14 protein-coding genes are annotated in these 13,791 nt (G+C 58.6%); all 14 read right to left on the reverse strand.

Features of this window, described 5'->3' with window-relative positions; genetic code table 11:
- Positions 1-24: 24 nt before the first annotated feature.
- The 14 genes from AAF659_RS14250 to fliM all read right to left on the reverse strand — a co-directional run bounded on the left by AAF659_RS14250 (position 25) and on the right by fliM (position 13,782).
- On the reverse strand, positions 25-2,274 hold the full coding sequence (locus AAF659_RS14250) for a chemotaxis protein CheW (protein ID WP_349752449.1): 2,250 nt from the start codon (positions 2,272-2,274) through the stop codon (positions 25-27).
- Positions 2,275-2,285: 11 nt separating this feature from the next.
- Complete coding sequence (locus AAF659_RS14255) at positions 2,286-3,071, reverse strand: protein phosphatase CheZ (RefSeq protein WP_349752450.1); 786 nt, start codon at positions 3,069-3,071, stop codon at positions 2,286-2,288.
- Between the two features lie 16 nt (positions 3,072-3,087).
- A complete protein-coding gene (gene cheY, locus AAF659_RS14260; RefSeq protein ID WP_502949219.1) occupies positions 3,088-3,459 on the reverse strand; it encodes a chemotaxis response regulator CheY in 372 nt (123 codons plus the stop codon).
- 110 nt (positions 3,460-3,569) lie between these two features.
- Entirely contained in the window at positions 3,570-4,301 is a 732-nt protein-coding gene (locus AAF659_RS14265) for an RNA polymerase sigma factor FliA (protein ID WP_349752452.1), read from the reverse strand.
- Between the two features lie 45 nt (positions 4,302-4,346).
- Complete coding sequence (locus AAF659_RS14270) at positions 4,347-5,153, reverse strand: MinD/ParA family protein (RefSeq protein WP_349752453.1); 807 nt, start codon at positions 5,151-5,153, stop codon at positions 4,347-4,349.
- Between the two features lie 59 nt (positions 5,154-5,212).
- The gene (flhF, locus tag AAF659_RS14275; RefSeq protein WP_349752454.1) at positions 5,213-6,508 is read right to left on the reverse strand and encodes a flagellar biosynthesis GTPase FlhF; all 1,296 of its coding nucleotides are present in this window, start codon (positions 6,506-6,508) and stop codon (positions 5,213-5,215) included.
- Between the two features lie 26 nt (positions 6,509-6,534).
- Positions 6,535-8,703, reverse strand: a complete 2,169-nt coding sequence (gene flhA / locus AAF659_RS14280) for a flagellar biosynthesis protein FlhA (RefSeq protein WP_502949220.1) — start codon at positions 8,701-8,703, stop codon at positions 6,535-6,537.
- Positions 8,704-8,818: 115 nt separating this feature from the next.
- A complete protein-coding gene (flhB, locus tag AAF659_RS14285; protein ID WP_349752456.1) occupies positions 8,819-9,958 on the reverse strand; it encodes a flagellar biosynthesis protein FlhB in 1,140 nt (379 codons plus the stop codon).
- 15 nt (positions 9,959-9,973) lie between these two features.
- Entirely contained in the window at positions 9,974-10,753 is a 780-nt protein-coding gene (gene fliR / locus AAF659_RS14290; RefSeq protein WP_349752457.1) for a flagellar biosynthetic protein FliR, read from the reverse strand.
- Between the two features lie 4 nt (positions 10,754-10,757).
- The gene (gene fliQ, locus AAF659_RS14295) at positions 10,758-11,027 is read right to left on the reverse strand and encodes a flagellar biosynthesis protein FliQ (protein ID WP_349752458.1); all 270 of its coding nucleotides are present in this window, start codon (positions 11,025-11,027) and stop codon (positions 10,758-10,760) included.
- A 14-nt stretch (positions 11,028-11,041) separates the two neighbouring features.
- Positions 11,042-11,794, reverse strand: coding sequence for a flagellar type III secretion system pore protein FliP (gene fliP / locus AAF659_RS14300; RefSeq protein ID WP_349752459.1), 753 nt, complete (start codon positions 11,792-11,794; stop codon positions 11,042-11,044).
- Between the two features lie 11 nt (positions 11,795-11,805).
- Positions 11,806-12,276 carry a flagellar biosynthetic protein FliO gene (gene fliO / locus AAF659_RS14305; protein ID WP_349752460.1) on the reverse strand — a complete coding sequence of 157 codons (471 nt, stop codon included), beginning with the start codon at positions 12,274-12,276 and terminating at the stop codon, positions 11,806-11,808.
- Entirely contained in the window at positions 12,273-12,791 is a 519-nt protein-coding gene (gene fliN / locus AAF659_RS14310; RefSeq protein ID WP_349752461.1) for a flagellar motor switch protein FliN, read from the reverse strand. The genes fliO and fliN overlap by 4 nt, the downstream gene beginning before the upstream one ends.
- On the reverse strand, positions 12,784-13,782 hold the full coding sequence (fliM, locus tag AAF659_RS14315; protein ID WP_502949221.1) for a flagellar motor switch protein FliM: 999 nt from the start codon (positions 13,780-13,782) through the stop codon (positions 12,784-12,786). Before fliM ends, fliN begins: the two co-directional genes overlap by 8 nt.
- Between the last annotated feature and the right edge of the window lie 9 nt (positions 13,783-13,791).

Genomic DNA, 13,791 nt, shown 5'->3' on the forward strand with positions numbered 1-13,791 from the left:
GGTTCCGATGACGCGGACCGGTTATCAGGCGTAATGCTGGAGGAGGCTGGGCACGTCCAGAATCAGAGCAATGGTGCCATCCCCAGTGATGGTGGCCCCGGCCATGCCCGCTGTTCCCTGGAGCATCTTGCCTAACGGCTTGATAACCACCTCCTCCTGGCCGACCAGCTGGTCAACCACAAAGCCCACGCGCTTGGTGCCAACCGCAACCACCACCACATGCGCATCCGTATCATCAGTCTCAACCGTCGCACCTTCAACCAGCCATTTCTTAATGTAGAACAGCGGGTAAACGTGATCCCGCACAACAATGCACTCCCGCCCGTCCACAATGTTCTTCTTGCTCAGGTCCAGATGGAAAATCTCCACCACGTTCACCAACGGCAGAGCAAACGGCTGTTCCTCCAGCTTCACCATAAGGGTTGGCATGATCGCGAGCGTCAGCGGCACCTTGATCACAATGCGCGACCCTCGCCCCAGCTCCGAATCAATATCAATGGAGCCATTGAGCTGATTGATCTTGGTCTTGACCACATCCATGCCAACGCCACGACCGGAAACATCAGAAATCTCGGTATTGGTGGAGAATCCCGGTGCGAAAATGAGCTGGTAGCATTCGCTCTGGGTCAGGCGATCAGCGGCTTCCTGCTCGTAAACGCCCTTCTCCACCGCCTTGCGGCGCAGCTTCTCGGGATCCATGCCGCCACCGTCATCTTCAATGACAAGCTGGATGTGATCGCCCTCCTGCTCAGCGGAAAGCGCAACACGCCCGACACGTGGCTTACCAGTACGCTCGCGTTCGTCCGGCATTTCAATGCCATGGTCAACGGCGTTGCGGACCAGGTGGACCAGCGGGTCGGATAACGCCTCGACAAGGTTTTTGTCGAGATCGGTCTCCTCACCACTCATGCTCAGGTTGACTTCCTTCTCCAGGCTGCGCGCAAGATCCCGAACCACCCGCGGAAAGCGGCCAAATACCTTCTTGATCGGCTGCATCCGTGTCTGCATGACGGAAGATTGCAGGTCGCCAGTAACCACATCCAGGTTGGAAACCGTTTTTTGAACGCGCCCGTCCTCGAGCTCGTCACTGAGGCGCTTGAGTCGATTACGGATGAGAACCAGCTCACCCACCATGTTCATGATGTCATCCAGGCGCCGGGTATCCACCCTCACGGTGGACTCAGCGGCCGCAGCGGCCTGATCCTTACCGCCACCGCCAGAGGCAGCCTTATCTTCACCTCCTTTACGACCGCCACCGGAACCACCACCGCCAGCTCCGGATTGATTCGTGGCAGGGGTCGGCTGAGCGGCTGATTCCTGCTCAGGTACCGGGGCGGATTCAACCGGCGCTGCTTCACTTTCTTCGGCTACCGACTCCTGAGTGTCTTCAGTCCCCCCACCGCCAGCCGTTTCCGCAGTGTCCGGCTTGAACTGTCCGGGACCGTGAAGTTCATCCAGCAGAGACTCAAATTCATCCTCGGAGATTTCCTCATCATCCGATGAGGTTTCATCATCGCCCTTACCTTCGCCAGACGCAACGGCGGAGCCAGCTCCCTGGTTATCGCCGTTCACAGCATCGGGATCCGGCGGTGCTCCGGCGTGCTGGCCCTCTCCATGGAGCTGATCGAGCAATGCCTCGAATTCATCCTCTGAAATCTCGTCGTCATCGCCAGACCCGGATTCTGCCGTCCCGCTCGCTTCTCCGCCAGCTTGAGGCGCGGGTGCATCGTCATCCTTAGGATCAATCGCATCCAGCAGCTGCTCGAATTCGTCGTCAGTAATATCCCCTTCCTGACCACTGTCATGTTCCGCTGTCTCTTCGGAAGCTACAGCGCCCCCAGCCGAAGGCGCTTCGGCGGCACTGTCACTGCTGTCGTCTTGGCTTTCCGGCTTGGCCAGGCGTGCAAGCTGCTCCAGAAGCTGGGGGTCAGCAGGGGTCGGCGCCTCGCGCCTGCGGACCTCGTCAAACTGGGTATTGACGACGTCCAACGCCCGCAGCACCACATCCATAAGATTCGAGTCAACCGTGCGCCCACCGTTACGCAGCGTGTCGAAAACGTTCTCGGCCTTATGGCAACAATCAACCAGCGCATCAAGCTGCATGAAGCCAGCACCGCCTTTAACGGTATGAAACCCCCGAAAGATGGCATTGAGCAGGTCCATGTCATCAGGGTTATTTTCGAGCTCAACCAACTGCTCGGAGAGCTGCTCGAGTATTTCACCGGACTCAACCAGAAAGTCCTGGAGGATCTCTTCGTCCGCGTCCAACGCCATGCAACGTCTCCTTAAAAGCCGAGACTGGACAGCAGGTCGTCAACCTCGTCCTGTCCGGAAACCACATCCTGCTGCGAGTCGTCGATCTGGGGACCCTCGCCCTTGCTGCTCGCTTCACCTTCCTGGCTGCTATCGCCGTCGTCATGAACCACGCCGGCAATCCTGTCCACGTCACTGGCCATAACCATCAACTTGACCAGATGGTCTTCAACCTCTTTCACCAGCGAAGTCACACGCTGGATAACCTGTCCGGTAATATCCTGAAAGTCCTGCGCCAACAGGATTTCAGAGAGATTACCGTGCAACCGATCCGAATCCGAAACAATGCGATCCAGAAAAGCATCGATCCGGCGATACAGCTCGCGAAACTCGGAAGGTTTCATCTCCCGCCGCCGCAACCTTCCCCAGTCTTCTCGGATGGCATTGGCTTCCTCGCGCAGATTCGAGGCAACCGGCATGGTGTCCTCGACCAGATCCATAGTCTTGTTCGCCGAATCACTGGTCAGGCGCACCACATAATCCAGGCGGTCGGAGGCATCAGCCATCTTGGACAGCTCTTCCTGCTGTTCGCGATTCTCAGCCTTGATCTCGAAGTTACGCAGCGCCTCGTGAAGACTGCGGGTCAGGCGGCCCACCTCACGGTAGAGACTGCGATCACGCACCTCACCCAGTTCAGCAATACGCTGCATGGCATCGCTGATATCACCCCGATCCAGAGCGTCTTTGAGGGCTGTGGCGTGCCCTTTGAGCTCTTCTGCCACTTCCTCGGTAATGTCTTCCCGGTTGAGCTCGCTCATGCCGTCTGCACCTGATTCACTCAATGCGTTCAAAAATCTTTTCGATCTTGTCTTTGAGTACCGCAGCCGTAAACGGTTTGACCACATAACCGTTCACACCCGCCTGCGCAGCGGCCACGATCTGATCCCGTTTGGCCTCGGCAGTAACCATCAGAATGGGCAGATTTTTAAGGTTCTCATCAGCCCGAATTGCCTGAAGCAGCTCCATACCGCTCATACCTGGCATGTTCCAGTCCGTTATCAGGAAGTCGAACTTGCCATTACGCAGCATCGGAAGCGCGCTATTGCCGTCATCCGCCTCCTCGATGTTGTTGAAGCCGAGGTCGCGCAGCAGGTTCCTCACGATCCGTCTCATCGTGGAGAAATCATCCACAACAAGAATCTTCATGTTCTTGTCCAAAACAGCCTCCCAAACTTCGGTTGTTGTCACGCCGGCCTGAGCGGCTCGTGCTACAACACTCACTTTCACAGTCTAGACGTTTGTTCCAATCTAACCAGTCAGCTTCCCAGACGCGCCAGCATGCGTGCCCTCAACCGGGCTGCTGCCTGGCCATGAATCTGGCTGACCCGCGATTCACTGACTCCGAGCACGGCGCCCACCTCCTTGAGGTTGAGTTCATCCTGATAGTAAAGCGATAAAACCAGCCGTTCACGCTCGGGAAGCTGGTCAATCTCCCCTGCCAGCGCGCTGCGGAAATCCGCATCCTGAAGATCACCCTCAGGGCCTTCTTGCGGGGCCTGGTCATTGATGTGCTCATTCTTTTCAGTCAACTCATCAAGGCTGAAAAGACGCCCGGTGGTCGCATCACTGGCTCGGCTGTGGTACTCGTCAAGCGATACTCCGAGCTCATTTGCAACCTCCGCGTCTTTCGCGTCGCGACCTTCACGTGCCTCGATGGTCTGGATCGCTTCGGAAATACGGCGGGCATTACGGTGTACCGAGCGAGGCACCCAGTCACCGCGACGTATTTCGTCGACAATCGCCCCGCGGATACGGATGCCGGCATAGGTTTCAAAGGTCGCACCCTGACCAGCTTCATACTTGCGCGCCGCCTCCAATAGCCCAACCATACCAGCCTGCATCAGATCTTCGAGCTGGATATGATCAGGAAGGCGCGCCATCAAGTGTAACGCGATCTTCTTGACCAGGGGCATGTGGCTCTCCACGAGATCGTCCACATCGGCCCGATGGGTCTGTGTGTAGAGTTCAAGCGGCCCGGACTGCGTCATGATATGGCCACTCCCGTAACCCCCTGCTCAAGAATAAAAACCCGATCAGTCCTGGACGAGCCGTTCCACAAAAAACTCCAGGTGACCCCGCGGTGACGACGGCAACGGCCACTGATCCACCTTCTTCGCAAGTTCCCGAAAAGCACCGGAAGCTTTGGCATTCGGGTAGAGTTCCATCACCGCCTTCTGACGGCGAACCGCTTTCTTGACCGCGTCATCGAGGGGGATGGTTCCAACATATTGTAACGCAACATCAAGAAACCGCTCAGTGACCCGATAAAGTTTGTCGTAAAGCGTTTTGCCGTCCTGCTCGGTACGCACCATATTCGCCAGAACCCGGAACCTGTGGGTGTCATAGTCCCGATTCATGAGCTTGATCAGGGCGTAGGTGTCCGTGATGGAGGTGGGCTCGTCATTGACCACCAGCATGATTTCCTGGGATGCCCGCAGAAAGCTGACCACGGCCTCCGAGATACCCGCTGCAGTATCAACAATCAGTACGTCGATGTCGTCACCGAGTTCACTGAAAGCGGAAATCAGCCCGGCATGCTCCATGTGACTGAGATTGGTCATGCGCTGGGTTCCAGACGAGGCCGGCACGATCCGGATACCACCGGGACCGTCCACGAGGATGTCGGCGAGCGAGCACTCGCCAGCGAGGACATCTGAAATGTTGTAGGTGGCGCTGATACCCAGAAGAACGTCGATATTGGCAAGACCCAGGTCAGCATCCAGCACCACGACCCGCTGCCCCATTTCGCAGAGCGCGATGCCGAGATTGACCGAGACGTTGCTCTTGCCAACGCCACCCTTGCCACCGGTGACCGCGATCACCTGTACCGGTTTAGTCATGCGGAATGGGCTCTCCCGTCCTGTTGCTGTTGCATTGTGAGGAAACGCCCGATCCCATATCAGGCGCCTTCGGCCATGGCGCTCTCGCCGCGATTGAGCGCCTGATGGCGACGTACGGCCTGTTTGACCAGATCCGCCGCCCCTGCGCGGTGCAGGTCATCGGGGATTTTCTGGCCATTGGTGTAGAACGCGACCGGCAGCTGACTCTGCGCCGCAAATCCTACCACCTCGCCGAGGGTCAGAGCCTCATCCGTCTTGGTCAGGATACACCCCGCGAGCCCCACGGCATTATAGCAATGCCAGGTGGATTGCATAATGCGCGGCTGACTGGTCGCTGAAATCAGAAGGTACGGGTGTACCCAATGCCGGCTGCTCACAAGCTCTTCAATCTGCTCTTCCCAGCCGCGGTCCGCTGCCGTAAGGCCAGCTGTGTCAATCAGTATCAGCTTGCGGTCTGAAAGATCATCCAGAATGGCGTCCAGGCTGTTAGCCTCGTCCACCACCCGGACCGGCACATTAAGAATACGCCCGAAAACGAACAACTGCTCATGCGCTGCCACACGGTATCGGTCCGTCGTCACAAGCGCCAGCTGTTCCGCACCATGACGCAGCACAAACTGCGCCGCCATCTTACCAATGGTGGTGGTTTTGCCGGAACCAGTCGGCCCCAGCAGGGCATGGATACCCCCTTGTTCCAGCGGATCCGCCTGCACCGTACCCATTCTGGCCGCAAGCGCCTTAAGCGCACTCTTCCAGCCCACATCCAGTCGTCCCTGGCCATGCTCCGCAGCCAGTTCTCGCGCCTGCTCACGCGACAGTCCCAGATCCTGCAAACGGTCCGACAGGCGCTGTTCCACTACGCCCTGAGTTTTCTCGCCAGGGTTTGAGCCGGACTGCTGACCGCTCATCTGCTGGAGCATATCACGCAGTGAATGGATCTCCGCGCGCATGGAGCTCAGCGCATCGCCTGATTCACCCGAAACAGGGAGGTGTTCCGGCTCCGGCTCTGGTTCTGAATCACCTGCGCCCACAGCAGCGGGTCCTACTGGCTCCTGACTGTGGCGGGAACGCTGCTGGACGTCACTGATATGGGCCCGGGATTTGGCCTTCGCCTCCTCCAGCTTGCGGTGCTTCTCCGCCTGCAGCTCAGCCAGGCGCGAGGCGTTGGCTTTGTCCTCGTCCGCCACACCCAGCTGACTGCGCACTTCTCCCTCGTCATAATCAAGTGCCGTCACGATTTCGACGCCATCATCCACCCGCTTGCTCGATAGAATCACCGCGTCGTCACCCATTTCACTGCGGACCATCCGCAGCGCCTCGGGCATGGTGGGAGCAAAGAAGCGTTTGACTTGCATGGCAGGGAACCTCCGCCGCCGTCAGTTTATTGGCCTATGGACGACACAATCGTGACCTGCTTGTTCTCCGGAATCTCCTGATAGGACAGAACGTGCAGTCGTTCCACTCCATACCGGACAAACCTTGCCAGCACCGGCCGCAGGGGAGCCGATACCAGCAGGATGGCGGGCTTACCGACCGCTTCCTGTTTCTGGGCCGCATCCGAGAGTGAACGCTGGAGTTTCTCAACCATATTAGGCTCCAGAATCATGCCGATATCATCGGCAGTGCCGGATTGCTGACCCTGCTGTACAGACTTAAGCAACATCTGTTCCAACTGCGGGTCCAGCGTGATCACCGGCACCTCTGTCTCGTTCCCGCACAGCTGCTGGACAATCATCCGCTTGAGCGACTTGCGCGCTGCTGTGGTCAGAACACTCGGATCCTGGCTGCGTGGCTGAACATTGACGATAGCCTCGGCAATACTGCGCATGTCGCGGATCGGCACCTCCTCCAGCAGCAGATTCTGCAGCACCTTCAGAAGCAGGCTGATGGACACGGTATTGGGAACCAACTCCTCGGCGAGCTTGGGCGAGGCTTTCTCAAGCTGGTCCAGCCACTTCTGCACTTCCTCGTGACCAAGAAGTTCGTGGGCATGTTCCTGCAGCACCTGGTTCAGGTGGGTCGCAACAACAGTGGAGGCATCCACCACCGTGTAGCCCAGTGTCTGCGCCTGATCCCTCTGGGACGTCTCGATCCAGGTCGCATCCAGGCCGAAAGCCGGATCCTTACCCGCGATTCCCTCAACCTTGCCGAACACCTGTCCCGGATCGATGGCCAGCTCACGCTCAGGATGGATCTCAGCTTCCGCCAGAGTCACGCCCATCAGCGTGAGGCGGTAGACATTGGGCATCAGGTCCAGGTTGTCGCGGATATGCACCGAGGGCATAAGAAAGCCCAGATCCTGGGAAAGCTTCTTGCGCACCCCCTTGATCCGAGCCAGCAGCTGCCCACCCTGGTTCTTGTCGACCAGCGGAATCAGACGGTACCCCACCTCAAGACCGACAATATCGACATTGACCACGTCCTCCCAGGCAAGCTCTTTGCTTTCTCCGGTGCCTTCGCCCGGCAGGGCCTGTTGCTGATCCTCGGTGATGGTGCGTTGCTGTGCACCACCCCCCTCGCTGACGGCTGCCTGACGAGCCACCGGTGCCGCCCCCTCCTCTACAACCTGCTGGCTGCGCTTCCAGATGAACCAGGCCACCGTCGCCGCCATAGCGCCCAGCCCAATGAAAGCCACAGAGGGCATGCCCGGGATCAAGCCAAGGCCGATCAGGATGCCACCCGCAATGCCGAGAGCATGCGGCGACGAGAACATCTGCTCGACAACCTGAGCTGACATTTCCTGGGATTTACCCACCCGCGTCACGATGATGGCCGCGGCCGCTGACAGCAGCAGTGAGGGGATCTGTGCCACAAGGCCATCACCGATCGTCAGCAGGGCGTAGTTCTCAACCGCCTGACCAAAGGCCAGTCCGTGCTGGAACATGCCGATGCTGACACCACCAACGATGTTGATGAACAGTATGAGAAGGCCCGCAATGGCGTCACCGCGAACGAACTTGGAGGCACCATCCATGGAGCCGTAGAATTCCGCCTCGCCGGCAACCTCTTCACGGCGCACCTTGGCTTCATCCTGATTGATCAGCCCGGCGTTGAGGTCTGCGTCGATGGCCATCTGTTTCCCGGGCATCGCATCCAGGGTGAAGCGCGCACTGACCTCGGAGACCCGGCCCGCGCCCTTGGTTACGACGATGAAGTTGATGATCATCAGGATGACGAAGACTACAAGGCCCACGGCGTAGTTGCCACCGATCAACACCTCGCCGAAGGATTCGATAACCTTGCCCGCGGCGCCACCGCCCTCATGACCATGCAGAAGTACCACGCGGGTGGAGGCCACATTGAGCGCCAGCCTCAGCAGGGTGGCCACCAGCAGAACGGTGGGAAAGGCAGCGAAGTCCATGGGCCGCATGGCGTAGATCGCGACCAGGATAACCACCAGCGACAGGGCAATGTTGAACGTAAAAGCCACATCCAGCAGGAAAACCGGGATGGGCAGCGTCATCATGCCCAGAAGCACCATGAGCATGAACGGGATCGCCACATTCCCGCTCAGTATGCTCCTCAGGCCCCTGAGCTGGTCGATTGCCATCGCCCGATCCATGACCGTCCGGCACCCCCTGCGGATGAATGACTGATTCAGGCGCCATTTTTCCGGCGCCACTCCGTGTTACTGAGAAGGGGTTGCAAGCGCCGTACCAGATCCCCTATTCATCGCGTTTGAAGTCATCAGGAATCGGCAGCTTCGGCATTACCGGCTTCTTGCCGCCATTACGACGGTACTGGCGGAGCTGGAAGAGGTAGGCCAGAACCTGGGCCACAGCCATGTAAAGTCCCTCCGGAATGGTCTCGCCGATCTCGGTGCTATGGTAAACAGCGCGTGCCAGTGGCGGCGTGCGCAGCACATCCACCCGGTTCTCGCGAGCGATCTCCATAATCTTGGTGGCGATCTCGTCCGCGCCCTTGGCCACGACCTCGGGGGCCGCCATGCTCTGGCCATCGTACTTCAACGCCACGGCGTAGTGTTCCGGGTTGGTGATGACCACGTCGGCGCTGGGCACATCCTCCATCATGCGCCGCTGCGTCATCTCCTGCTGCAGCTGGCGGACCTTCTGCTTGACCTCGGGCTTGCCCTCGGTTTCCTTCTGCTCGTCCTTCACCTCCTGCTTGGACATACGCATCTTTTTCTGGTGGTCATAGATCTGGAAGGGAACGTCGATCACCGCGATGACGATGGTGGAACACGACAGCAGGAAAAAGCTCCAGGCCAGGGTCCAGAGCGTGTGCTCCGTGGCCTTGTTGGGGGACTCACTCGAGATTGCGAGCAGGTCCTCGGTACGGATGTTCATTATCGCGATGGCGATAATGATCACCAGGGAGACTTTGGCCACGCTTTTACCCAGCTCCACCAGAGAGCGTACGCCGAACATTCGCCCCAGCCCTTTGATCGGGCTCATGCGGCTGACCTGAGGCGCAACAGCCTTGCCGGAAATCAGGAAGCCACCCAGCATGACGGGCCCGAGAAAGGCCGCCACCGCCAGCACTGCCAGCAGCGGTGTAAGCGCATAGGCGGCGGTGGTGGCGGACTGGCCCAGATGCTGGAGCATCTGGGAGGTGTCAAAAATCTGACCCCTTTCCAGCGCGAAGTTGAACTCGAACATTTGTTTGAGCGCCCCCCCGATGGAACCGCCAAAAAGCAAAAGTCCGCTTGCCCCCGCCATCAGAACCAGCATGGTGGCTAGGTCCTTCGACTGGGGGACCTGACCCTCATCACGCGCTTTCTCAAGCCGCCTGGGCGTCGGGTCTTCCGTTTTTTCCTGGCTGTCGTCGCCACCGCCTTCCGCCACGCAATGCCCTCCGGATCAGGTCTTCTGCATTTCACGCAGGAAGATGAATGTCTCGCGGCTGAACTCCTGGAAATGCGGGGCTAGGTCCCGCACCAGGACCCAGTTGGCGAATAGCCCGAACAGCAGCGCAACCGGAAAGCCGATGGCGAAGATGTTCATCTGGGGGGCCGCGCGCGTCATCACGCCAAACGAGATGTAAACGATCAGAACCGCCGCCATCGCCGGCAACGCCAGCAGCATGGCGCTGGCGAACAACCAGGTCATGCGGTGGGCCAGCTCGCGGAAGGATTCGATCGCAAGGCCGTCTGTCGCAATGGGAATGGTGTTGAAACTCTCGACCAGAACATCGAACAGCACCAGATGGCCGTTCATCGCCAGGAAGAGCAGCGTGATGCCGTTGAGATAGAATTGGGACAGCACCGGCACATTCACCCCGTTGGCCGGGTCAACCATGGAGGCGAAACCCAGCCCCATCTGCATCGCGATCATTTGCCCTGCAACCACGAACAGCTGGAACAACATATAGACCGCAAACCCCATGGCGCTGCCAATCAGAACCTGCTGTATGGAGATCACTGCCATTTCCGGCGATATCGAATCCAGTACTGGCACATCATTCAGCATGGGCATAACCAGAACCGTTAGCGCCAGGGCCAGACCGATACGGATCCGCGCCGTCACCAGCTGGGTCCCGAAGATGGGGATCACCATCAGGAAACTGCCAATACGGAACAGCGGCCAGAGGAATTGCCCCAGCCACTGCCCGATTGCGTCCGGCCCCAGTTCAATCGGCATGGGGCTACGCGATCATGCTCGGAATGTTTTTGATCAGCTCATTGGTGTGATCCAGAAGCAGGGTCAACAACCAGGGCCCCCATACGATCAGCACCAACAGGGTCACGATCAGTCGCGGCAGGAAACTCAATGTCTGCTCGTTAATTTGGGTGGCTGCCTGGAAGGTCGAAACCACCAGCCCAACCATCAGACCGGGGCCGATAATGGCCAGGGCCATTGTCACGATCAGCCAGAGAGCGTCCCGCATCAGTTCAATAACCAGTTGCGGTGTCATCGTCGATACCTCCTCTATATTCCGTAACTGGCGGCCAGAGTGCCCATCACCATGGCCCAGCCATCGACCAGCACGAACAGCATGATCTTGAACGGCAACGAGATGATAATCGGCGAGAGCATCATCATGCCCATGGCCATGAGCACACTCGCCACCACCATGTCAATGACCAGGAAGGGGATGAACAGCATGAAGCCGATCTGGAAGGCAGTCTTGAGCTCACTGGTCACGAAGGCCGGCGTAAGAACCCAGAAGGACACGTCCTCGGGCCCCTCGTAACTGTCCTCCTCACCTGCAATTCGAACGAACATGTTCAGATCCGTTTTCCGGGTCTGACCGAGCATGAACTCACGGAAGGGCTGGCTGGCGTTCTTGACCGCCTCCATCGGCGCCATTTCCTCATTAAGATAGGGCTGCAGTGCCTGCTCGTTGGCGCGCTCCAACACCGGCGACATAATGAAGATAGACAGGAAAAGCGCCAGCCCGATCAGGATCTGGTTGGATGGGGTCTGCTGCAGACCTATGGCCTGGCGCAGTATGGCGAAAGTGACGATGATGCGCGTGAACGATGTCATCATCATCAATGCCGCAGGCAGAAAGCTCAGCGCCGTCATCAGCGCTACAATCTGCAGGGTTACCGAATACTGTTGTTCACCGTCTTCAGTCGTGGTGAGCGACAGCGCCGGGATGCCCTCAGGCGAGGCCTGAGCCAGTAGGGGGGCGAGCAGCAGCAGTGCCCCCGAAATCCAAGCGCGCTTCAATGTCATGGATGATCCCCCTAGATGTCATTGGAATCTCCCGTTGTACCGCGCCCCATCACCTGCTGGAGCTTACGGGCGAAGTCACTGCTGCCTGCGGGTTGCGAGGCTGTGACAACGGGTTCATCAAAGACATGCAGGGTTCGTACCGATTGTGGCGTTATGCCTATAAGTATTTGTTTTTCAGCCACTTCCACCAGCGCTACACGCTCTTTCTGGCCCACGGAAAGAACCGCTACCACCTTGAGCGCCTGAGTATTGACGCCCCCCAGCCCCTGGACACGACGTGCGATCCAGCCACTGAAGATGATCACCGCCAGCACCACAATAAGCCCGACGCCCAGGGTGAGCGCCGTTGTCATGGTATCCGGCGTGCTGGCGCCAATACCGCCACTACCAGCTTTCTCCTGAGCCTCCTGAGCGGTCACCAGCACCGGCAGCAGTACTGCGGGAACCGCTGCGCCACAACCGTATAACGAGAGCCGGCTCAATTGGAAAGCTTACGGATGCGTTCGGAGGGGCTGATTACATCCGTCAGGCGGATGCCGAATTTCTCGTTCACCATCACCACCTCGCCATGCGCGATCAGCATGCCGTTGACCAGCACATCCAACGGCTCACCCGCCAGCCGGTCCAGTTCGATCACTGAACCCTGGTTGAGCTGGAGCAGATTGCGGATCGGGATGCTCGTATTACCCACCTCCATGGAAATGGTCACTGGAATATCAAGAATCACATCCAGATCCGGATGCTGCTCCCCCCCCGGATCTGGCTCTTGGCTGAAGTCCTGCATGGGGGCCTGCCGGACATCCTCACCGCCACCGCTGCCGTTACCGCCGCCCGCAGCTTCCGCCATGGCTGCGGCCCATTCATCACCGCGGCCGCCTTCATCACCGCCTTCGCCGGCTCCCTCGCTGGCCTCTCCCATGGCCTGCTCCCATTCGGCGGCGAGTTTCTCGTCTTCGGTCATTTCCTCGCCGTTGCCGTTGTGTTCATTTTCACTCATTGTTCTGAACCTTCAACTTGTTAGTGGTCTCGGGCCGTTTGATCTGTTCCGTGATACGCACTGCGAGGTTGCCATCACGGGTCCCGAGATGCCCTTTATAGATTGGGATGCCGTTGGCGGTCATCGTCGCCTCTTCGGGCATGTCGATGGGAATAATGTCGCCGGCCTCGAACCGCGCAACCTCGCGCAGGGAAATCTTGCGTTCCGCCACGGTCACATTCACCGGCACATCAACCTCTTTGACATCTTCTTGGAGGGCATTGACCCAGCGTTCATCGACCTCATCCACATCACTCTGAACACCCGCATCCAGGAGCTCGCGTATGGGCTCAACCATTGAATACGGAATCGCAATGTCCAGCTCGCCACCGCCACCGTCCAGCTCAATCTGGAAGGTGCTGACGATGACCACTTCGCTGGGACTGACAATGTTCGCCATGGAAGGATTCACTTCAGAGGAAAGATATTCAAAGTCCACCTTGAAGACCGCGCTCCAGGCCTCTTTCATGTCCTGGAACACCTGCTCCAGAACCATCTGCACAATCCGGGTCTCGGTGGGCGTGAACTCGCGCCCCTCGATCTTGGCGTGGCGCCCTTCGCCACCAAAGAAGTTATCCACCAGCTTGAACACCAGTTTGGCATCCATAATGTAAAGCGCCGTCCCCCGCAGTGGCCGCATCTTGACCAGGTTGAGACTGGTGGGCACAAAAAGGGTATGAATGTACTCCCCGAATTTCATGATCTGGATGCCGGCTGCCGCCACATCCGCATTACGCCGCAGGAGATTGAAAAGACTGATCCGGGTATAGCGCGCAAACCGCTCGTTGATCATCTCCAGCGTCGGCATGCGACCGCGGACAATGCGGTCCTGAGTCGCAAGGTCAAAGGTCTTGGCTTCGCCCGTATCCTCTTCGTCCTCGGTGTCCACGTCGCCATCGTCAACACCGTGGAGCAGCGCGTCGATTTCATCCTGCGACAGCAGATCCTGCATGATTATTCC

Origin of the sequence: Salicola sp. Rm-C-2C1-2 (genome assembly GCF_040196175.1) — a bacterium.
Lineage (GTDB): Bacteria > Pseudomonadota > Gammaproteobacteria > Pseudomonadales > Oleiphilaceae > Halospina.